20 protein-coding genes are annotated in these 19313 nt (G+C 54.8%); 2 read left to right on the forward strand and 18 right to left on the reverse strand.

Annotation, left to right across the window (positions count from 1 at the left end):
• Positions 1 to 2 precede the first annotated feature (2 nt).
• From ACO6S1_RS11540 to ACO6S1_RS11625, 18 genes are read right to left on the reverse strand one after another with little or no spacing between them, the layout of a single operon-like run.
• On the reverse strand, positions 3 to 2705 hold the full coding sequence (locus ACO6S1_RS11540) for a conjugal transfer protein TraG N-terminal domain-containing protein (protein WP_422342847.1): 2703 nt from the start codon (positions 2703 to 2705) through the stop codon (positions 3 to 5).
• Between the two features lie 17 nt (positions 2706 to 2722).
• Complete coding sequence (locus ACO6S1_RS11545) at positions 2723 to 4153, reverse strand: conjugal transfer protein TraH (RefSeq protein ID WP_422342848.1); 1431 nt, start codon at positions 4151 to 4153, stop codon at positions 2723 to 2725.
• Positions 4143 to 5018: a conjugal transfer protein TraF gene (locus ACO6S1_RS11550; RefSeq protein WP_422342849.1), complete on the reverse strand. Its 876-nt coding sequence runs from the start codon at positions 5016 to 5018 to the stop codon at positions 4143 to 4145. The genes ACO6S1_RS11545 and ACO6S1_RS11550 overlap by 11 nt, the downstream gene beginning before the upstream one ends.
• Positions 5015 to 6754 carry a conjugal transfer protein TraN gene (locus ACO6S1_RS11555; RefSeq protein ID WP_422342850.1) on the reverse strand — a complete coding sequence of 580 codons (1740 nt, stop codon included), beginning with the start codon at positions 6752 to 6754 and terminating at the stop codon, positions 5015 to 5017. Before ACO6S1_RS11555 ends, ACO6S1_RS11550 begins: the two co-directional genes overlap by 4 nt.
• A complete protein-coding gene (trbC, locus tag ACO6S1_RS11560) occupies positions 6751 to 7512 on the reverse strand; it encodes a type-F conjugative transfer system pilin assembly protein TrbC (protein ID WP_422342851.1) in 762 nt (253 codons plus the stop codon). The genes ACO6S1_RS11555 and trbC overlap by 4 nt, the downstream gene beginning before the upstream one ends.
• Positions 7509 to 8504 carry a conjugal transfer pilus assembly protein TraU gene (gene traU / locus ACO6S1_RS11565; RefSeq protein WP_422346181.1) on the reverse strand — a complete coding sequence of 332 codons (996 nt, stop codon included), beginning with the start codon at positions 8502 to 8504 and terminating at the stop codon, positions 7509 to 7511. Before traU ends, trbC begins: the two co-directional genes overlap by 4 nt.
• 32 nt (positions 8505 to 8536) lie before the next feature.
• Positions 8537 to 9175 (reverse strand): type-F conjugative transfer system protein TraW, encoded by a 639-nt coding sequence (gene traW, locus ACO6S1_RS11570; RefSeq protein WP_422342852.1) that lies wholly within the window; start codon positions 9173 to 9175, stop codon positions 8537 to 8539.
• Entirely contained in the window at positions 9172 to 9702 is a 531-nt protein-coding gene (locus tag ACO6S1_RS11575; protein ID WP_422342853.1) for a S26 family signal peptidase, read from the reverse strand. The genes traW and ACO6S1_RS11575 overlap by 4 nt, the downstream gene beginning before the upstream one ends.
• Complete coding sequence (locus ACO6S1_RS11580) at positions 9699 to 10094, reverse strand: TrbI F-type domain-containing protein (RefSeq protein ID WP_422342854.1); 396 nt, start codon at positions 10092 to 10094, stop codon at positions 9699 to 9701. Before ACO6S1_RS11580 ends, ACO6S1_RS11575 begins: the two co-directional genes overlap by 4 nt.
• Positions 10087 to 10491 (reverse strand): hypothetical protein, encoded by a 405-nt coding sequence (locus ACO6S1_RS11585; RefSeq protein ID WP_422342855.1) that lies wholly within the window; start codon positions 10489 to 10491, stop codon positions 10087 to 10089. Before ACO6S1_RS11585 ends, ACO6S1_RS11580 begins: the two co-directional genes overlap by 8 nt.
• Positions 10491 to 13061: a type IV secretion system protein TraC gene (gene traC, locus ACO6S1_RS11590; protein WP_422346182.1), complete on the reverse strand. Its 2571-nt coding sequence runs from the start codon at positions 13059 to 13061 to the stop codon at positions 10491 to 10493. Before traC ends, ACO6S1_RS11585 begins: the two co-directional genes overlap by 1 nt.
• The gene (locus ACO6S1_RS11595) at positions 13061 to 13780 is read right to left on the reverse strand and encodes a hypothetical protein (protein ID WP_422342856.1); all 720 of its coding nucleotides are present in this window, start codon (positions 13778 to 13780) and stop codon (positions 13061 to 13063) included. The genes traC and ACO6S1_RS11595 overlap by 1 nt, the downstream gene beginning before the upstream one ends.
• Complete coding sequence (locus tag ACO6S1_RS11600) at positions 13777 to 14640, reverse strand: DsbC family protein (RefSeq protein ID WP_422342857.1); 864 nt, start codon at positions 14638 to 14640, stop codon at positions 13777 to 13779. The genes ACO6S1_RS11595 and ACO6S1_RS11600 overlap by 4 nt, the downstream gene beginning before the upstream one ends.
• A complete protein-coding gene (locus ACO6S1_RS11605) occupies positions 14637 to 15971 on the reverse strand; it encodes a TrbI/VirB10 family protein (protein WP_422342858.1) in 1335 nt (444 codons plus the stop codon). The genes ACO6S1_RS11600 and ACO6S1_RS11605 overlap by 4 nt, the downstream gene beginning before the upstream one ends.
• Positions 15968 to 16786, reverse strand: a complete 819-nt coding sequence (locus ACO6S1_RS11610; protein ID WP_422342859.1) for a type-F conjugative transfer system secretin TraK — start codon at positions 16784 to 16786, stop codon at positions 15968 to 15970. Before ACO6S1_RS11610 ends, ACO6S1_RS11605 begins: the two co-directional genes overlap by 4 nt.
• The gene (locus ACO6S1_RS11615; RefSeq protein ID WP_422342860.1) at positions 16783 to 17370 is read right to left on the reverse strand and encodes a type IV conjugative transfer system protein TraE; all 588 of its coding nucleotides are present in this window, start codon (positions 17368 to 17370) and stop codon (positions 16783 to 16785) included. The genes ACO6S1_RS11610 and ACO6S1_RS11615 overlap by 4 nt, the downstream gene beginning before the upstream one ends.
• 11 nt (positions 17371 to 17381) lie before the next feature.
• The gene (gene traL / locus ACO6S1_RS11620; RefSeq protein ID WP_422342861.1) at positions 17382 to 17669 is read right to left on the reverse strand and encodes a type IV conjugative transfer system protein TraL; all 288 of its coding nucleotides are present in this window, start codon (positions 17667 to 17669) and stop codon (positions 17382 to 17384) included.
• Between the two features lie 29 nt (positions 17670 to 17698).
• Complete coding sequence (locus ACO6S1_RS11625) at positions 17699 to 18010, reverse strand: TrbC/VirB2 family protein (protein ID WP_422342862.1); 312 nt, start codon at positions 18008 to 18010, stop codon at positions 17699 to 17701.
• 256 nt (positions 18011 to 18266) lie between these two features.
• Here ACO6S1_RS11625 and ACO6S1_RS11630 point away from each other — a divergent pair, with 256 nt between their 5' ends.
• A complete protein-coding gene (locus ACO6S1_RS11630) occupies positions 18267 to 18866 on the forward strand; it encodes a hypothetical protein (protein WP_422342863.1) in 600 nt (199 codons plus the stop codon).
• On the forward strand, positions 18859 to 19074 hold the full coding sequence (locus ACO6S1_RS11635; RefSeq protein WP_422342864.1) for a helix-turn-helix transcriptional regulator: 216 nt from the start codon (positions 18859 to 18861) through the stop codon (positions 19072 to 19074). The genes ACO6S1_RS11630 and ACO6S1_RS11635 overlap by 8 nt, the downstream gene beginning before the upstream one ends.
• Positions 19075 to 19313 lie beyond the last annotated feature (239 nt).

Consider the following 19313-nt stretch of genomic DNA (forward strand, 5'->3'; position numbering starts at 1 on the left):
TCCTACCATTCTTTGATATCATCCGCTGATTTTTCGCTAGCACCCCGCGCGTTTCGCGTTTTCCTTTCCATTGCACCTCTGACCGTCCCTACGCGTTTTTTGCCTCGCGATTGAGCGCCAGATACTTCCTCTCTTATGCCATCAACATCAGGTGGTGCGGATACTTGTCCACCTCCTGACCCGCCGAGTGACACACTTCCTCTGACAGCGGTAGCGCTCCCCACATTTGGTCGCTGAACCGGCTCAAATTCCGGCAGCGTCAGTTTATCCTCGATGTCGTTATGCAGGCGATCCGCATATCCTGCTACAAAGCGTGTCTGCAGTTCCTGACCTTCTGCGCTCATTTGGAACTCAATATCGTCAAAACGCGCATTTCCATAAAAGTCGCGATTGGCTTCCATCTCTGCCATGCCCCACTCCCGATATGCCTGGCTGAGGTTAAGCGATCCTGCTGCACTATTGCTTTCATACCACGTCGCCTGGTTTTCAAGACGGCTGGCAAGCTCCTCTGCCCGCCTCGCTTCGACCGTATAGCTTTGCGCTTCAGTAAGCGAGCTAGTCAAACCCGACGCACTGCTTGAAACTGCCGAACTGCTAGAGGATGATACACTCCGGACAAAGCCATCCCGAGTATTTGACCAGTTCCGACTATCAGAAATTTGGTTGAGGCTTCCCATGATACGGTTTCGATCTTCGGATGCTATACCGATGTCGCTGTCGGTCCAGCTTTGGTTACGTCCCCCCTTGATGCCTAACGAAGCGCTTCCCGCTCCTTTCTCTCCTTTTACCCCTAGTGCGCCGTCTCCATTCAAGAACCACGATACCGTAATGTCGTCTGCAGCACGTCGCGACAGTCCATATTGCCGCTGCAAGTTCCTCGATGCTGAATCGACCTCGGTGAACGCCTTGTTGACGCTGTTGCTTTCGTTGGTTCCTACAGCAGTTTCAGAGGACGAACCTTGGCTGTAGGTATTTCTGAACTCGTTAAACCTGGTGACCGCCGAGCTCGTCGATTGCTGGGCAAGATTGGAAAATGATTCACTTTGCGAGCGGCTGTTAGACGCCAGCGTCGATAGTCTCGAGGTAAAATCCTGTCCCAATGTCGGTGTAAATGGATAGGCAGAATTTGGAACTTGGTCGAACGAGTTGTCGGGAAAACTGGTCGTCTGCGTTCCGCTTGCGCTGAAGCTTCTTGTTTGGGCTGCGCCGTAAGATATATTGGGCGCAATCGTTCCTTGCGCAAATTGCCGAGAGAACACGCTGGAGTTTTCAATATTGCTATTGCCCAGAGATACATTGCCTGTGCTGGCTTCGCGTGCCGCTTCTTCGGCGGCGTTTTGAGAGGGGTTGAGATAAGACGTGGCTTGCCCCGAAATTGCCAGCGCGCCGCGTGCGATCCCGCCTGCCAGAAACGGTATGGACGCCACCAGATAACCAGCCAACACGCCAATATCATTGTTGACATCCACCATACCGGAAAAATTGGCGAGGCTAAGACCGGCGCTGCCTGCTGCACCACCAACGTCTGAAGCACCCTTAAACATCAGTATCATGTGCAAAATAACGAACAATGGCCCCCATGCCGCGAGATAGAAAAATCCAGTAATATAGCCCCTCAGCGCCAGCGGTCCTGTCTTTGGCATCAGGAAGAGCGGGAACAGTACCGGAAATAGCGCATAGAAAACCACCGTCAGCACGATATTGAGGATGGGCACCCATTTCATGGCGTTCTGCGCGATTGATGAATAAGTTTTTTCGGTCTGGATATCAGCCCTGGTTTGGGCAAAAACATCTACGCTTGATGTGCCGCTTGAACCCGCCATGCCGTGCATCGCCTGGTTCATCGCATTGATTGTCAGCACTTGCCGAAAGATCTCGCTGGCGTTTTTGGAAACTCCGCTCAAATAACTATATGCGATGGGCAAATCAGCGAACAGCTTGGCTTTGGCAAGCGCTTCGGTCTGCTTGGGATAGAGCTGGCGTCCAAAAATCGCCCCCATTTCATCAATCATCGCAGTCCATTGGCCATTGAGGCTGGTGTAAGCAGCGCGGCATGTAATGATGTTTGCTGTAACGCTGTCATCGGGATTGCGGGTCAGGAATTTCTGCGCGCGCGCTGCGCTGCCCGGAGCAATCACCGCCCAGATATCATCGCTTTCCGACAATTCCTTCATTGAATAACGGCCGAGCAGCAAATCATAAAACACACATTGCTTAAAATGTTCATCCAGATTGGCGGCAAATTCCGGATCAGAAATACGCAAACTCCGCGTCGCATCAAATAGCCGCGAACCATAGATCATTCCATTTTTGGAATAATCGAGATCATTGGGAAGCCCGAACACAGTTTCGGATGAGCGCACCAGATAATCGCCAACCTGACTGGTAAAGCTCGCCATAAGAGCAAGGCCTAGTGGAAGATTAGCGACGTCGGCTGGAGCCAATGATGGATTGATACGGTCGGTAACATGGACATCCAGACGGGGCACCATCAGGCACATATAGATCAGCGTCGCGCCGAGGAACCAGTGTAGCCATGCGCGCCAGTCTTGGTTGAATGCAACCACGATCACTGACAGTGCCAATCCCATCACAAGCGCGACCTGGATCAGGCTTTTATAGCCGCCAGCCCCGGTCCATGCCGCGATCGCGTTCAGCACATTGACGATATATTCGCCGCCGCCAATTGTGAATATCTCGACCATCTATTTGGGTTTCCCGCTCAAGGGGTGAGCGAGCGGTTTTGGACCGCTCGCGACCAGTCGAGCGCTGCTGCCATCGACGGCGACATGGAAGCGGAGAGCATGTTTTCGATCATCGCGGTTTTCTCGATAATCTGCATGATCGCGCTGACCTTGATCTGGCTATTTGATTGCCTGTCAGCCAATGCGCGGCGCACTTCGCTCATCTGTCCCTGCCACATGGCAAGCTTGGCCTCATCCGCGCCGATGAAGGTGGACATCGAGCGGCCGGCTTCACCAACAATACGTTCAAGCACCGCAAAGAGCAGATCGACCGAAGCAATTTCAGCCAAGGTCTCACGGTCATCGGTGGGCATGCCCCGGCCATAAGCGGCCTGGACGGTCAGAATTTTATAGAGCGGCACCGATGCCACCTGCAGCAGTTCCTTCTCCGCGTTGCCAATCGCGGTATCGGTTCTGATGGCCTCGACCATGCTGGTGATCAGCGCCGCGACACGCGGGCGTATCGCTTTGGACGTTGCAAGGCTCATATTGCGGAATGTCGGATCAAGGCATTGGTCCGGCTCAGCGCAATCAAAGACCTTGATTGTCTGCCCCGATGTGCCGTCGAGGAGCGCAGTTACCAAAGTCGAAGAGGCATCGCCTGCAAAAGGTACGAATTTGCCCGGAGCATTATCCCTGGGCGGCACGTAAATGATCGTGCCAATGAGTGTCATTGCATATTCGGCGAGTTCCCGGTCGAACGTGCCGCCGGGATTGAAGAAGGCTGATTTTTTCAGGATATGCCATGTGTAGTTGCGCGCGACACCGGGATGGACATCGGCATAATCCGCGCCTGCAGCGTCATTCGTTGAATCTCTTTGCCCTTTGGTCCCGCAGCCATGTTTTGCGGCGGCATAGTCGGTAAAGATGCCTTCCGAATTGCCAATCGCTTCGCAAATTGCCTTGTCGGCGAGATCGCCCTTGGGCCAGATGCCGCCGACCAGCCCCTGCGCCATCTCGCAGCTGTTGATATTGAGATTATTCATGAGCTGCGCTTTTTGCGAAAATTCCTGCATGATTTTCGAGCATTCCGGACACACGGTGTCGATGGCGAGGCTGAAGGCAAACCCCACTGCGTTATTGGCGACCGCTTTCAGCATCGCGACAATTTCGCTGGCGTTGATGAAAGAAAAGCTGCCTGCAAAAATATCAATGCCGCCGCAGCCTGCTTTCGCAGAAGGTAATTGCAGATTGGCAATATTGGTCGTTTTTTGCGGGAAACGCGTCCAGACATTGCCAAGACTATAATAGCCGGCTGATTGGCCTTCGAACGCTGTGGGTCCGGTGACATTGGCCGCGCCGCCCATATCGTCCATGAACCGGTCCATGCTGTCACCCACATTGGCGGATACAGGTGTCATGATGAGACTTGCTGCTGCCAGGGCTGCGATAGTTTTTCTAAAAATCATGTCCGGCTTCCTTTGATGTGAGCAAATAGATGCGATCCTGGAGTTCATCGGCGGAGAGAATGCCGTAGCCAATCGGGATCGGCCGGTTTTTGAGGGCATCCCAGAGGACAAGAGCAGGCGTAATTTTCGGCTCCAGCCCCATTTTTGTGCGCTGTCCGGTTTCGACGGTGTATTTTGGGAAATGCCTAGACGGACCGCCATCGGTTGAAACCGCGCGCAGTGTCAGTTTCCAGCGGCTTGAAACCGATTTGACAATCGGCGACATGACCTCGCAGGCGCCGCAGCTCTGGGCGAAAAAGTAAAACAGCCCGTAGCGTTTTCCGAGATTTGCCATGACGCTATCGCGCGCTTCGTTGCGGCTGTCCTGCCATTGCCGTTTGGCAAGCGTCGAGACCGGGCGCTGCAAAGTGTAATCGAGATCCGGCTGCTGCCAGATCGCGCGCTGCCAGACGTCGGAGAATAGTGATGCCCGATCAAGTTGTTCACGCTGAAAGCGGATATAAGCAATCACATTCTCGCGGGTTGGTTGGAGGATGGCTTTGGCTTTGAGTTCGCGTAGCTCTTTTGTCACCGCATCGAGTTGCTCACTTGCGCTGGCTTGGGGTTCTGGCGGCAGCACTTCTACTTCAGGCCGTTTAGGCTTGGTACAATAGAACCAGTAGCCGAGTTTACGCTTCTCGCAGTAAAGTTCATCCGCGCTTGTGTTCGCCGCATTGGTTTGCGGATTAATTGGTTTGGACGCAAGCGACTGCGCGAATGCCGGACTGATAGCGACATCAATAAGAAACGTGATTGCAAGGACAATTACAGCTAAGCCGCCGAGCGCCAAGGGCAGGGGAAGAGTAGAGCTAGAAACATATTTCATGGTCCTGACCTTTCATAGAATGCTTGTATTTTTTGCTGGATGTCATTGGCCGCTTCGAGCTCGTCGGGCAGGCGGGCCGCTTCGGTGAACTCCGAATAGATTTCGGAAAAATCCATTTGTGATAGATCAAGCCGGGCAAATTCGTCGATGGTGAAACCCGCGCATTGCTCGTCCTTCGCACGTGCCCAAGGCTTTGGAAGTTGCGCCCGGCCTTGTTCCTGCAGGATACGCGAAAGTTTTGACTCGAAGCAGCAATAGGCTTTGCGTTTGGTGATGCAGATGCCCAGGATTTTCTTCGAGCAATAGCTTCCGACATAGGCGCACAGCCCCTGAGCATCGCGCTGATGCAGCAGAATTTCTTCTGTATTGCATCCGAGAGCGACCAACAGGCTGATCCCGGGAATAAGAGGGAAACCCTTGCCTTTACAGCAATTGAGCACACCAAAAACTTTGGAGCCGCAGGTTTCCCGTTCGCCTTTGAACAGCGTTAATGTGTCGGGATCAAATTGTCCGCGCGCATCATCCATCGCATGGAGCGCAACAGCTGCGTCCCGAAATTCATCATTGGCCTCGCGCTCAATCGTCTCGCACGACCCGTCGATACAATAGACATCGCCGTCGCAGATAAATTGATTTCCGGAATCGTCCGTTCCGGGTAGCGGGCAATCATAAACGCGCTCAATCGTTGAACAGGGTATATCCTCGCTGATACAATCCTCGCGGATCAGCCGGCAATCCCCGCGCGCGTCCAGCTCCGCGCAATCATTGGCGGGCCGTCTTTCGCTGCATTGATAATTTTGTTCCCATGCCCAGCATGGCTGGTTGACCGACACGCCGTCGATGATGCGCGTTACCGGATCACTGTCGGTGCATGTTTCTTCCGTGAGCGCACAATTTTCGTCGTCCGCATATCCCCGACAGGCCGCATCATTGCGGTTTGTGGTGACGATATTTTCCGAGGTTATCGCAAAGGGTGTTTCGCCAGGCACCGGTGAGGAACAGCTCATTTCAATGTAAGGTTCTCCCGGTTCAACGCAGTAGCGATTGATTTCGTTACCACCGCCCCACTGGAGGCAGGGGCCGGGGCGCTGCCCGGTTGCGCGGCAGCCGCGACTTACGAAAACTTCACACGAGGGAACGCCGCCAAAGCCATAGAGACTGATAAAGCTGCAGAGATATTGATGGATGCTGGGTGTCTCAATGGTGACGTCGAGCGGGATAGTGCAGCTGCCGGTGGTCTCGTCGAGCGCAACGCCGCTATTGCAGGTCGCGGTATAGCGGCCCGGTGAACCAGGGGAGGGCGGCAATGGAACACAGCGCCCCTGGCTACCACCAATATCCATACCGCTGGTATAATCGAGCGGCGTTTCGTTGATTTCTTTTGCGCGCGATGTTGTGTTTCTGATGTCTTCGGCGGAGAATTTTGCGCGGCGCGCGCTGGAATTCTTGATGGCTTTCAGACCTTCATGCGACCGCGCCGCAGCCCTTGCATCGCCTTCAATTGTGTCTGGATCGTCTGCATACCGGCTTTGGGAGGGATTGTTCGCAAAATTAGGTATCCGCGATGCATCGGGCGTCGTCGATGCATTTTGCTGCGTGCGCGCTTTTTGCTCGTTCGCAAACGCCTTGCCTTCGGCTTTCGCGGCTTCCCGGTCCTGCGCATGGATAGGGGCTTGGGCGATCAGTTGTACGGCCATAAGCCCAAGAAACGCGAGTGTTTTGAATGATCCCATCATCTGGCGCTCCCGTTCAGGTGATTGAGATGAAGGCGCGCGATATGCGATCCCGGACCGCCGCCGCGCGCAAATGTTTCGAGCGCATATTCGACGCTCACATTGCCCGACATACGGTCGTGCGCCGGGACAGAACCCACACAATCAAAGCCGTCACAAAGCGTGAAATCAGTGGAAGCGATTACAAAACTGGGAGCCGCTTTGATGTCGAACGCACGGAAGAGCCTTGGATCGATGCCGAGCGCAGGTAATTCTTCGCCCTTTGTGGCGATTTTTGTGAGCGCGCGCGTGAGTTCCTTCGCGCTACCTTTTGGAAAACCGCGCAGCACCGTAATACCGCCCGCTGCCGCCATATCATGGATGAGTATTTTGAGAGCCTGCGGCGGCATTGACAGGCTCGCAAAGGCGACGAAGCGCGGCGCGCTGCCAAAGTCTGTCTTTGCCATTTTCGCCTGATCCGAGATCATCGTGTCAAAGTCGAAGATGTCGTCATTGTTGGTTGAGTGCTTCTGATCGACAGTCCTCGCGTATCGTTCGCGATTGGCTTTTGCCTGGTCTTGTGTCTGGCGAGCGTCATCACGCACGGCTTCGCTTCGCGAGCGGACATTTTCCGCCAGCGCTTCGGCTTCATCATTGTATGCCTTGGCTGATGCGCGAATGGCCTCGATGTCCAATGGCTCGCCATCATAGTTTTGCGCTGCTGCAAAAGCTGCAGTGGCGCCAAAAGCAAATAGGCAGGTGAGAATGAGGGGCGTTTTCATAGCGCGCAGCAGTTTCGTTTGCGCCAGACAAGATACCCCATATCCTCGCCAATGGCGGGAATGACCTGTCCGGCTGATTGAAAAGTGGTGGAAGCGCCAATCGGCGGGCATGCGAAGCGGCCCTTGGTGGCAGGATTGGGATTGGTAGCCTGAATTCGGTATTGCTGTTTGCGCATGATCGGCATCAGATATTTGCCGCACAAGCCCTTTTTGCCCATTGTCCCCCATGACACGAGTTGGCGGTGCAATTTAAAAGCAAAGCGCGACAGCACGAGTCTGGACGCTTGGACATGACCGATGCTAGCCGAGACATTGCCGTTCATCGGATACATGCTGCCCTGACAGCCCGCGCACCAGAAGAGCTCATCGCGTGGCAGGTTGACGGTGGCGCTGACACAATCCGCCGCGCAGGCAGCGAGCGCCAGCGGGTTGGCAAACAGCACGGCTTCGGGATTGATGATGGCGGTAAGCTCGCTGTCCTGCCAGAGTGGATCAATCTCGGAAATATAGAGAATATCGATTGAACCGGCTTCCAGGCAGAGGAAATCGGTAACAATCTCCATCCAGTAGATCAGTGGATATGCATACCAGTGCACATGCCAGCTTGAATAATATTGGCTGGCACCGCCAATCGCGGATGGTCCGGATATCGAGCGATAGCCGATATCAAAACCGGGATCGATTTTAAGCCCGCCCAGATTGACAAAACACCAGGGTTTCATGCTGACATCGGCAAGCCGGACAGGCTCCCAGAACCCCATCGCGATGCCGGGTCTGATCCCGCACAGGCAAACGGGCAGCGATGGGTTTTTGGGATCAGGGCGGCTCGATGGCCAGATTTCCAGCGCCCCAATCGACAATGGAAACAGGCACGACCAGCAGATATCGGTGATCGGATTGACGAACTTTCCGGTGCATCGGCCCGGTCCAGCATCGGCTTTTGCAGGCACTGCGGAAATGCTCACTGCCAAAGCCAGGCTCATAAACAGCATTCGCAATGCGCGAAGAGAGAAGAGAATCCGCATCATTGGATCGATCCTTTTCGGGGAGGTAGTGCAACTTCTCTGACGCGCAGAACTCGTCCCTGCTGATCAACCATCGCTGGCACTGCTTTAATGCCAAAATGCTCGGTCAGCTTGCCGCCTTGGTCAAAATAGAACCGCTTTTGCCGGGCTTTCATCAATTTCAATGGCGCGCCGCGTACCAATATGAGCTTGGCTTTGCTCGCGGCATTGTCGTTCATCGCCCATTTGAGCTGCGCCGGATCATCGCCATCAATAAAAATCAACTTTTGCCGCAACGGAACCGTATCGAGCGGATTGACCCGCGTGCCTTTCGCCCAGATGCGGCGTCCCTTGTCATCGAAAATATCAGTAGCAAGCGTGATCGTCGGATCATATTGCCAGCTCCGCGTTTTTTCTGCGCGCACGATACCCGCGACCGGTGTGGGCCGGTTGACGCGCGCGATTGTTCTGGCTTTGAGTTTGTTGTTCAGGCGATTAATTTCGCCGCTTGCCTCCATCGCATGGAGCCTCAGCTTGATCTGCTCGAGCAGATCAAGCTCGATAATCGGAAAATGCGTGCCCTGCTGACCGTAATCACGAGCCAAAAGCGGCGTTGGCATTGCGACGAATGCCAGACACAGGAGAAGCCGCGCTCTCACAGGATTGCCTTTCCGGTGCCGATAATCTGCCGAGCGCACACCCAGCCAATCGCTGCATAGCGGCTGTCAAAACCATCAATATGATCCGTGCCGACATAATAGCAGTTTTCCGGAATAATCCCGTCTGGGCCTCGAGCGAGTTTGACGCCAAGACGAGAGCGCGGTTTTGTGCCCGCGATCCGGCGGTTGTTTATATAGACATGCCGATCAACATGCCGGACTTTATCGCCCGGAAAACCCATTACGCGTTTGCCAAATATGAGGGGTTTTTCGCCAAAGTGATGTACCAGAAGCGGTGAAACAGGCGGCTCGAAAAAGATCAAGCTACCGCGCCCGACCGGTTTGTTTTTCGTCAGCCAGAACGCCCAATGGGGCAGGCTGGGAGAGGCGTTGATTAACAAAGCATGATCGTCGCTGAATTTTGCTATTGGCGCATAGATAAGCGGCAATGCAACCAGCGCTGCCAATAGCAAGGGCCTATTCAGGCGCGCCAGAAAACCGCGTGTCACCGGGAAGGCCGCGCTCATTTGCGTTTCTCCCCGGAGCCTTGCGCCAGTTTTTGTGCAATCCGCTGCTTGAGCAGCGGCGTTGCATCGGGCGTATTTGGGGAAACGATTGCTTCCGAAACGATCATGACGCGGCCCTCGCGGCTCATATCGGCAACCGTGTCTTCCATGATCTTCAAATAGCGTGCGATCGTTTCCCGCGTGACTTCAGGATCACCATCCTTGCGCGCTTCGGCGTCTACAAATTCGTTCATGATTTCCGAGAGGCGCACCTGCATGATTTCGGGCTTTTGGTTTCTCGTGAGACTGATGCTCACCCAGATTATCCAGAGAATAGCAGCTACGACCACGAGCACTGCGCCAATCGATTTGATGCTAGGGACCAAGCGGCGTTCCAGAGCGTGCTTATTCATCGCTGTCTCCGACTGGAAAGTTGCTGGTTATCTGCTTGAAGAAAGCCGGAAAACGGATCGCGGCGATCAGCGCGGTTGCGGTGAAAAACACCCATTTAAGATCGGAGGAGAAGGTCAATCGCCGCACCGCATCGGCTTCGAGATAGCGCGAGGACAGATTATCCAGGTGGGCGAATAGTCCGCCCAAATCCCAGCCTGAAATGGCGAGGAAGAAAAACAATGGCAGGCCAAGCGTGATCATCACGGTGCTGAAGACAAAGCCGCCCGCCAGCAGCGCTATCTCACAGGCATGCTCAAAGTAGGTTCGCCACGGAAGGCGAGCTTTGCCAGTTTTACGCCGATAGGGATTATCGAGCGCGAGATATTGGTCGAACAACGTATCGGATTGGCCGGGCATCAGCTGTTCCTCCCGACATTGTCCCGGTCGTCCGAAACGCCAGAGACAATCGCGATGGCCTCGGAAAGACTAGCGCCTGCATTCTGCTCGTCTTCAATCGCAGCATAGACATCGGGCGAAGATGAAAAAACACACGCCGAATAGGGATCAAGCACAAGTCTGCCGACCGCTTGCGTATCGGGGCCTTTTATAAATATCTCGCTATATTCGGTGCCCGAGCGTTTGAGACTGCGGATCAGCGTTTCGGTCCGGTCGTCCATATCGAGACGGTCATTCTTGCGAAAGTCGGCAATGGTTTCCGGCTTTTGCTGGAGCACCAGCATCCAGTCGCTATTTTCAAGTGCGGCGGTAGCGCCGTCAGATTTATAATAATCATTCAAGGATTGCGTGGCGGTCGCCAGCGCGCCGCCGTATTTGCGCGCTGTTCGCGCATAGGTTTCAACAAACTCGCCCATCGATCCGCCCTTCAGCATCGACCAGGCCTCATCAATGAGCAGCAATTTCTTGGTGCTGCGCGGCGTTCTCGTCATCGCCTGGCTGGTCATGAACATGATTGCGGAGAGAATGACAGATCGTAACTCCTCGCGGCTTGCAAGGTCGGACATTTCAAAGACGGTAAAATCATCGTCGAGCGCAAAGCTTGCTTGCCCGGTGAAGAACCCGCCATAGCTTCCTTTGGCGGTATAGGGCGTCAGCGCTTGGGCAAGTTCCTGTCCCTGCGCGGCTTCATGGTCTTTGAGCAGGCCAGCGACATTATCGATCGAACCGCCGCTTCCCAGACCTTCCCAAGTTGCGGTCACCGCTTCATCGATAAGTCCGCGTTCGGTATCGCTGAGTTTCTCGCTATGGCGCGCCATCTGGCCGACAATCGCCTTGATCATCGCAAAGCAATCGAGCTTGTAATCATCATCTTCGCCCGCACGCGCATCATCGACCATCGAGAAGGGGTTGAGCGAAAAACCGGATTTGAGGGTGAACTCCACAAAACGCCCGCCTTGTAAGAGCGCTGAATGCTCAAACGAGCGACCATCATCGATCACCACGACTTTTGCGCCCGCACCGCGCAGGCTCGCGCACATCTCCTGTAGTAAAACCGACTTACCCGATCCTGATTTGCCGCAGATCGCGACATTGTGATTGCCTGCATCATTTTCGAACGGCGACCAGTAAAAAGGCTGACCACGCCGCCCGACCAGCAGAAGATGCGGCAGCGGACCGCCCAGAAATTCCCCCTGCATCGGCGCGATATGAGCAGCGCTGGTAGAGAGCATCGTCTTAAGGCGTTTGAGGCGCTTAAGATCATGGGCAAGCCCGTCGCCAAGCGTAAGCGGCATCGCCGCGATCAAGCCATGGAGCTGAAGAAAACGTTCGTCCGCGAGATCCCAGCCTGCCGCTTTGTAGATCGCCTTGATCGAACGCTCATGTGCATCGCCCATTCCGAGCGGGGAGTAGCTGGTAATCCCGTAAAACAGCTGCACCAGACGCTTTCCGGCCTGCAGTTCCGCCTGAACATGGTTCCATTCGGCAGATTGCTGCGCAAGTTTGGGAAGGAAGCGCGCGCTTTTGGATTGGCTGAGACTGGTCGTGCGCATGAACTTGAACCCGGCCTTGGCGGATGCAGATTCGCGGTCGGGATAGACAAGACACAGCATCGTGGCAGCCGGGCAGGGGAAGCGCAGCTTGTCAGTAAACATGTCGCCGATCAGCCGCGCGCATTCCCAAGGTGCCCAGCGCTCGGGCATCTGGCGGATGCCAAAATGGCGTAAATCAAAACTATCGGGATATATCGCGCCAATTTCTGGCGTGCCATCTGCGCTGCGGCCAATTTCGCGAAACCGTTCGGTGCGCAGGATCATCCGGTCATCTTCGACCTCCAGTTCGATATCGCGGCGGATGGCCTGGGATGCGATATCATCAAGCACGTTATAGTTGATCCGGTCTTCCTGGCTCGCCGTCGTTGGTGAGGTCAGATCATCAATCAATCCGATCAGCTCTTCCGGCATCATTTCGTTTGCATCAATGCCAAGCGAGGTCAGCATGCCGATCAATCCTTCGCGGCATTGCAGAAGTTCGCTGTCATCAATGTTTGATGATGTCGGCACGCCCAGCGAAATCACAAGATTATGCGAGCGCGCATGAAAGGGTGCATGATCCGAGCCGCTATGCCAGACGAGATCATAGAGTTTCTTGGCGCGGTGCCGCGCCATTGCCTCATACACTCCGCCTTGTTTGTAGCGCGCGGCAAACCAGGGCGCGACGACCTTGCCGATGCGAGGGCTGGCAAAGTGAAGAATTTGCAGGCACGCGCCTTCGGGCATGCCCTCGGAGAAAAATTGCCCCAAAATCTCGCCGGTGCGTTCATCCGCACCAATTAGCGGGGCAGCGGTCAGGATAAAGCCTTTGGAATGCGCATTGCGATACAGCCGGGGGCCAGGGTCAAACACCCGGTAGGGAAGCCAGTCGGACAGCATGTCGAGCGCCATGCTTGGCCGCTGATGGTCAGGGCTCTGGCTATCGCCAAAGAGTCCCGCCAGCATCCGGTCGCGCGCCTTGCCGAGAGAGAAATCCATCATTCCTTCTCCTGCGGGGATTTTTTGTCCGCGCGCGGCTTTTTGGCGGCTTCAATGGCTTCAATGCTCGGAAAGATCTTCGGCGATGAAGCGGGAACAGAGTGAGGGGTCCGATTTTCTGGGGGAGGGAACCAATCGAACCCCTCGATTGCCGGCGCCTTGGCTCCGGCAATAGCCTCTCGCACCGAGAAGGGAGTGACAAGGCGCGAAGGCAATTCATATGAACTTTTGAGAAATGGATCGGCGTCGCCTGATGCATCCGGAGAATGTTCTGGCTCTGATGAAGCCTGCGCGCTCGAACCTTGAGGCGAAGCATTTATTGATTGCTTCGCTATGGCGCGTGACAATGATCTTGCAATATTGGGTGTTTCGCGCCCGATCACTGCTGATTCCCACTCGGGCGTACGCGCTACGACATGAACAGTGCGCACATCATGAAGATTGCCGTTTATATCAACGAAACCCGGGAAGACGATTTTCAAAACCCGTTCGCCGGTGCGCGCGGCTTCGGCTGATACGGCCGATCGGCGCTGTCCTTTTGTTGATGCTCCTTCGAGCAGGCCTGCGCTTGCCGCCGCGTCAATTTCTGATGTAAGCGCGCAGCTGCCGCCCGGCGCCTTGCAGTCAAAGCTGCCGCTCACATTGGTGCCAAGACTGGCGCAGGCCGAAAGCGCGATGCTGGAGATAAGTAACGCTGCTGTGTGATGATGCCGGGTCATTTCGCGGCTTCTTTGGTTTGACCCGCAAAAACGCGAATATCAGATGCACTGCGATAACCTTCAATGACTGCGCCGTCGCTTGCGCGCACAATAACCGGCGTCCCGCCAAAGCCATGCTTGCGGGCAAAAGCTTCATTGGCATCGAGCCCCGCGGTGTCACATGGTTTTTTGGCTTTGACCGGCTTATCGGCATAAGCATCATGCAACGCCTTTGCAGGATCGTGGGCGCAGATTACCGCTTCTGCAGTCTTCCGGCTCTTCTCCCCAAAGATCGAGATTGGCCGCTCCTCGACTTGGACGCGCGCCTTGATGAGTTCTCCGGTCAGGCGCTTGCAATAGCCGCAATTGAAATCCGAAAACACAACCAGTTTCGCACCTGCCTTGTTGCCCCAATGGATTGCGCCCGCAGCGGGAAGATCACCTATGGGGACGTTTTGCGCTGGTTTTGAGGCGGTATTTGTGCCCGGTTGGTCGCGGACATTGTTGCGCGCATTATTCGCTACCAGCAATTCCGGATTAAGTTCGAGCAGCTTTGCAGCCGTCAGATCTGCGCGGCTTTCCATGTCATAGAGCCGGCCCACAAACAAATAACGCGCACGTTCATCAATATAGAACAAGGTCTTTTTGGAGACCACTTCGCACAGTCCACCAAAGCCTTCGCAATTCAGACTGGTAATTGGCGTTTTCGGAAGGCGCAGCTCGATCGCTGTCCGCACGTCACGGAGCATTTCCTTCGCATGGGCTGGAACGGAGGTCACAGCTGCTACCGCAAGGCCGGTAATTGTCCCTGCACCCAGGGTTGCGAGCGCGATTGTCGCAAGTTTTGCCTTAACGGATGTTCTTGTATTGGTAAAATTCACTTGGCTTCACTCCTTACATGGACGCCATCGAGAAAGACGATCTCGACGTTGATGCCGGTCGGCATCTCGATGACGGGTTGATATTGTTCCGCGCGTTCGATGAGATATTTGCTGACGGTGTCGGCCGCATCGCCCGCGCCCTGTCCCAGTCCGCCGGTGATTATGTCGGCGCCGGAAAGATTTTTGCGATTTCCATCCTCGTCGAGGTTGCCGGTAAAAATGCTGTTGGCATTGGCTGAAAAACCGCGACCGAACCCCCCGACGATACCAGCGAGCAATGCCTGGCTCACAAGACTGCCCTCGCGGCTTACGACGCGTCCGCGGACACCGGATTTTCCGGCAAAGCTGATAAAGCCTTTGACCTCGCTGACCGCAACGCGCCCGCCGGGCTGGTTGCAGGTCATGCGGGCGAGTTTTACGTAGACTTTCTCCGATGAAAGATCGCCGCGCGCCGCGCCATTGACAATGCAGCCGGTAATGTTCGTGGTCAGCAGCTTGCCGTTTTTAACAACCGAACGGGCTGGCCCGGTGATGCGCAGCACCACGGGCAGCGGATCGCTCTGGCTTGCTACCCCGACCGAGGCATCAACACCGACAATGACTTTTGCAGGTGCATAGCTGTTGGGCGGCAGATATTCCGGGCTGTCTTCGAGCAGCAGCGGCGAAACATCTGTATCGCGTGATTTGCTATTTTTACCGGACGCTTTCGCGCTTTCAAAACTGAGCACTTTGACGGCGCTTGACGGCGAACCACCCGCGCTGATGGCCGTGCCGTCCGGATTGCCAAGCGAGCCTGCTTGCCGATCAAAACCCCCGGCTTCCGGACCGTAAGCCGGTGCTTGCGCTGAAGGCGGCGCTGTCTCTGCTTCTGCAATCTGCGTTTTGAGCACGGCATTCTCTGCCGAGATTGCATCAATGGCCGCCTGGCCGTTGGTGCGCATTTCTTCATTTTCTTGCCGAAGCGCTTCAATTTTTTCGTCAATCTTCTCCTGCGGCAGCTGTCCTTCCTTGAGCTTTTTCTGTTCGCGCGCCAGATTGTTGAGGCGGTTTCCATAACTCGCGACAAATTCGCGCTCGGAGATGTTGCGGTTGATGATGCCGCCGGTGTCGATGGCCACGATCCCGCTTCCATCATCCACTTCATCATCATTCTCACCAGAAAACAGGAACCATGCGCCGCCGATCAAGGCGAGGCTGCCAATACCGGCGAGCAACATAATTTGCCGTTTGGCAATATGCTGATTTAGCCCTGCACGCGCCTGGCCGCCCTGCGCTTCAGAAGCTGAAGAGAGCGTTTGCGGTCCTGCGGCGTTTTTGCGATCACCCATCATCGGCTTTCTCCCCGTGTGGCGGTGACCACAAAGGCAGACGTGCTTTGGCCGGGATTGAGCATATTTTGCCCCAAAGAAATCGCGCGCGCAGATTTGGGCGCAAGGGCGGTTTCCTCGAGCGAAATGGCTGTTTTGCCGCGATTGGTCAGCAGAAGTTGCTGGCCGCTGAGAGCTGCGCCTTGATATTCGGCGATCAGCTGGACTTCTACCGCGCCCGTGCGAACGGGCCGCGCCATTTTCTGGCGTACGGCATATCCAACTGGCGCGATCCCTTCCGCCATTGCTTTGATAAGCGCAATGGCGGTGTCGTCGGGGTTTGCGCTATTTTCCCATTCTGCAGCCTTGGGTTTGGCTAGCGCTGTATTGGTGATGAAAAGTTGATGTGCTTCGATCAGTTCCGTGCGGCAGGCAAATTTATAGACAAATCCCTGCTTGCTGGTGGCAAAGAAGGAGAGCGATCTTGCGGCAAAGCTGGGCGGCACGGAAATATAGATATCACCGCGCAGCGGTTCGTGTGTCACGCCAAAATCATTATAAGGATAGCCGGTGGCGATCTTCGAGACGCTGGAAAATTCGTCCCCGACCAATGCGATCCGGGTGAGTTCATCGCGCGACAAAGTGCAATCAACGCGCGCACCATCGGCCGCTTCGACAAACTGATCAGCACGGGCAGGGGACGCTGTAAGCGCGACCGCTGTAACAAGCAGCGCCGCTCCAATTTCCTTGAAGCCAGTATCAGGAATTCTGGTCGCGCCCCAGCTAATGCTGGCGAGACCAGATCCGAACAGACAGGCAGGTGTGAATAGACTGCTCATTGCAAGACATCCTTTTGATTGGTGTTTTTGTCCGCATCAGTCGCGAGCTGCGAAAAGCCGCTGAGCGAAAGCCGCAGGCCCGAATAGGTCCATTGAAATTGAAACCGCCGTTCTTCGCTGGCGATCACCTGGGCGCCCACAAAGGTTTTGAGCGTCCCGGAAACTTCTGATGTCAGTCCGTGCGTGTCGATTTTGAGCGAACTGATAACAAAGGCCTGCGCAATGTCCGATCCGCGCTGTTCGGTGACGATTTTGATCAGTTCTGCCTTGAGTCTCCCATGCGCCTTGGGATCAGCGAGCTTGAGGATCTGCTCCATCCAATAGTCCAGGCTTTCCGGGCTTCGGTTGAGCAGCATCAGCGCGGTATCGCGGGTGACAAGCTCCATATATTCCTGCGCCACGCCCGCGCTTGAAATGGTGAGTGAGTGTCCGGTGATGGGGACAAGCACCAGTTCGCGTTCCCGTGTTGCCGCGCTGGAAATTGCGATCACGCTGGTAATCGTTAATCCTCCTGCGACAAGCGCAAGCCAGTTGCGCTGGCGCAGCAGTCTTTGGGCTGTTTCATGGGCAATAGACGCGTCCATATTATCCTCCTTCAACCGGCCAGCAGTCGGCAGTGGGAGGGCGGCGTGGCTTTGAGCCCCAAAAAGGAGCCGGGCAGATACCAGTAGGCAGCATGGAGGAGGTGCGTCGCTGCACGTCCTGATTTTGCCTTTCGCAGGGCAAACCAGACGATGAACGCTAAAAATATTCCTACCAAAATATGCTGGGCCAATATGCCCCAGGCGAATGGAATAATGAGTCCCAAAAATTCATCGATCGTCCAAAGTCCGATGAGTTCGGGATCATCCAGTCGCCGGGGTAAAAGATATCTGTCAGCCATGGTTCGCCGCCCTCCTTGCCGTTCGCGGTTCAGATGACCGCGGTGACAACCGAAGTGACGATGGGAACGCCGGTCCCGACCCCGATGCCCACGCCCACGGGAACGGCGATTTGCCCGAGTGAGAAGCGCCCTGAAGCAAGACCGATCAGACCAGCGGCGAGGCTAAGCACGGTGATGATCTTGCCGCCCGAGCCTTCGAGGAAGTCCGTAAATTTGGTAAGCGCTGGATCAAATGTATTGTCCGCACCGGCATAGGCAGCACCAGCGCAAGCGAGCGCAATCGCGGCAGGGAGGATATAATCGGTAACGCGGTTGCGTTTTGTCTGAGTGGTTGAGGTCATAAAAATCACTTTCGTTTGAGAAACATGGAACAGCTTGTGTTCGCTGTATGTTCTTATTGTGTCAGTGACCCGCCTGTAGGAAAACAGGAAATGGATTTTGGGGCGGCCCACCAAGCAAAAAGTGACAATTTTGGGCGAGTTGATCTGAATCTGCGCAGCTTGTGCTTCTATTCGCGCTGATTGTGCTGGATTATGCGCGAAGTGTGCCGGATTTTGCGCATCATCGACCGGAATCTGCGCGAATCACGTAGAAACAGTGATTCGGATTATCCTATTTGTTCTTTTTATGTTCTTTTCATTTTCCTACAGGCATATCGGTGCGGTAGCAGGTGAGTCGTTCTTGTTAAAAAGATGGAAGAAAGACATGACTGAGCAATTTGAAATCTCCGAACAACACATAAGGGCAGGTCTTTCAAAACTGCTTTCCCGCGCAACTGAAACGTCAGGTCGGCCGCGCTGCGCCATCGCGCGAGAGGCGAATATGCACCGGGATGCATTGCGACGGGTATTGAAGGGCGAACGCAATCCGACGGTCAGTGAAGTATTGCGTATTCTTGCCGCATCAGGCGCATCTCCACATGCTCATCTGGCTTTATATATAACAGCAGATGGAGATCGCGCTGCCGATTGGCTCCAAACCGATCTCGCGCTCTTCTTTGATGAATTTGTCCGTCAGATGCCTCAAGCGCTCGAGCAGCAACTCGGAAATCAGCTCCACGATATCAAGCCGCGCTGGGCTAAAGGAACCGCACAGCGGGTTGCGCGTCTGCTTGGTGAACATATTGATGAGCTGGCACGTAGGGATGTACTGCTTCGTAATGCATACGGAGATTCAATAGGTGGCGGCAATGAGTGACAGTATTGAATACTGTACAACCCCGCGACCCGTAAAACGTTTAATTCGACTCAAAGAAGTACAAAACCGAGTTGGCTTGGGACGATCAACAATTTATCGCTGGATGGACGAAGGCAAGTTTCCAAGGCCGCACTCGCTCGGTGGCTATGCAGTGGCTTGGTTAGAGGCTGATATTGATAGCTGGATCGATAAACAGATTACATTTTAGGTAGCCAATATCCGTTTATCCGTCGACTCCTAAAATTCCTGTCGTTTGACCATAAAGCTGCCCTTCCGCTAACGCCCTACTTGCGGTCGTTTAGCGCGAAACTTCTGTTACCTAAAACCTGCCACTAAATCGGACAGAACATGAAGGCTCGTAATCGGCCGTTTGCCGACTGCGCTTTCGACATTGGGCTTCGCCAAAGCGGACTTTGATGATTGCCAAACTGCAAAGGCAGCGAACAA

This window comes from Parasphingorhabdus sp. (assembly GCF_965233695.1).
Taxonomy (GTDB): Bacteria; Pseudomonadota; Alphaproteobacteria; order Sphingomonadales; family Sphingomonadaceae; genus Parasphingorhabdus.

Bases quoted from the DNA above. Each gene is read 5' to 3' on its own strand.
- ACO6S1_RS11540 (WP_422342847.1), bottom strand. From the start codon at position 2,705: ATGGTCGAGATATTCACAATTGGCGGCGGCGAATATATCGTCAATGTG.
- ACO6S1_RS11545 (WP_422342848.1), bottom strand. From the start codon at position 4,153: ATGATTTTTAGAAAAACTATCGCAGCCCTGGCAGCAGCAAGTCTCATC.
- ACO6S1_RS11550 (WP_422342849.1), bottom strand. From the start codon at position 5,018: ATGAAATATGTTTCTAGCTCTACTCTTCCCCTGCCCTTGGCGCTCGGC.
- ACO6S1_RS11555 (WP_422342850.1), bottom strand. From the start codon at position 6,754: ATGATGGGATCATTCAAAACACTCGCGTTTCTTGGGCTTATGGCCGTA.
- trbC (WP_422342851.1), bottom strand. From the start codon at position 7,512: ATGAAAACGCCCCTCATTCTCACCTGCCTATTTGCTTTTGGCGCCACT.
- traU (WP_422346181.1), bottom strand. From the start codon at position 8,504: ATGCTGTTTATGAGCCTGGCTTTGGCAGTGAGCATTTCCGCAGTGCCT.
- ACO6S1_RS11575 (WP_422342853.1), bottom strand. From the start codon at position 9,702: ATGAGCGCGGCCTTCCCGGTGACACGCGGTTTTCTGGCGCGCCTGAAT.
- ACO6S1_RS11580 (WP_422342854.1), bottom strand. From the start codon at position 10,094: ATGAATAAGCACGCTCTGGAACGCCGCTTGGTCCCTAGCATCAAATCG.
- ACO6S1_RS11585 (WP_422342855.1), bottom strand. From the start codon at position 10,491: ATGCCCGGCCAATCCGATACGTTGTTCGACCAATATCTCGCGCTCGAT.
- traC (WP_422346182.1), bottom strand. From the start codon at position 13,061: ATGGATTTCTCTCTCGGCAAGGCGCGCGACCGGATGCTGGCGGGACTC.
- ACO6S1_RS11595 (WP_422342856.1), bottom strand. From the start codon at position 13,780: ATGACCCGGCATCATCACACAGCAGCGTTACTTATCTCCAGCATCGCG.
- ACO6S1_RS11605 (WP_422342858.1), bottom strand. From the start codon at position 15,971: ATGATGGGTGATCGCAAAAACGCCGCAGGACCGCAAACGCTCTCTTCA.
- ACO6S1_RS11610 (WP_422342859.1), bottom strand. From the start codon at position 16,786: ATGAGCAGTCTATTCACACCTGCCTGTCTGTTCGGATCTGGTCTCGCC.
- ACO6S1_RS11615 (WP_422342860.1), bottom strand. From the start codon at position 17,370: ATGGACGCGTCTATTGCCCATGAAACAGCCCAAAGACTGCTGCGCCAG.
- traL (WP_422342861.1), bottom strand. From the start codon at position 17,669: ATGGCTGACAGATATCTTTTACCCCGGCGACTGGATGATCCCGAACTC.
- ACO6S1_RS11625 (WP_422342862.1), bottom strand. From the start codon at position 18,010: ATGACCTCAACCACTCAGACAAAACGCAACCGCGTTACCGATTATATC.
- ACO6S1_RS11635 (WP_422342864.1), top strand. From the start codon at position 18,859: ATGAGTGACAGTATTGAATACTGTACAACCCCGCGACCCGTAAAACGT.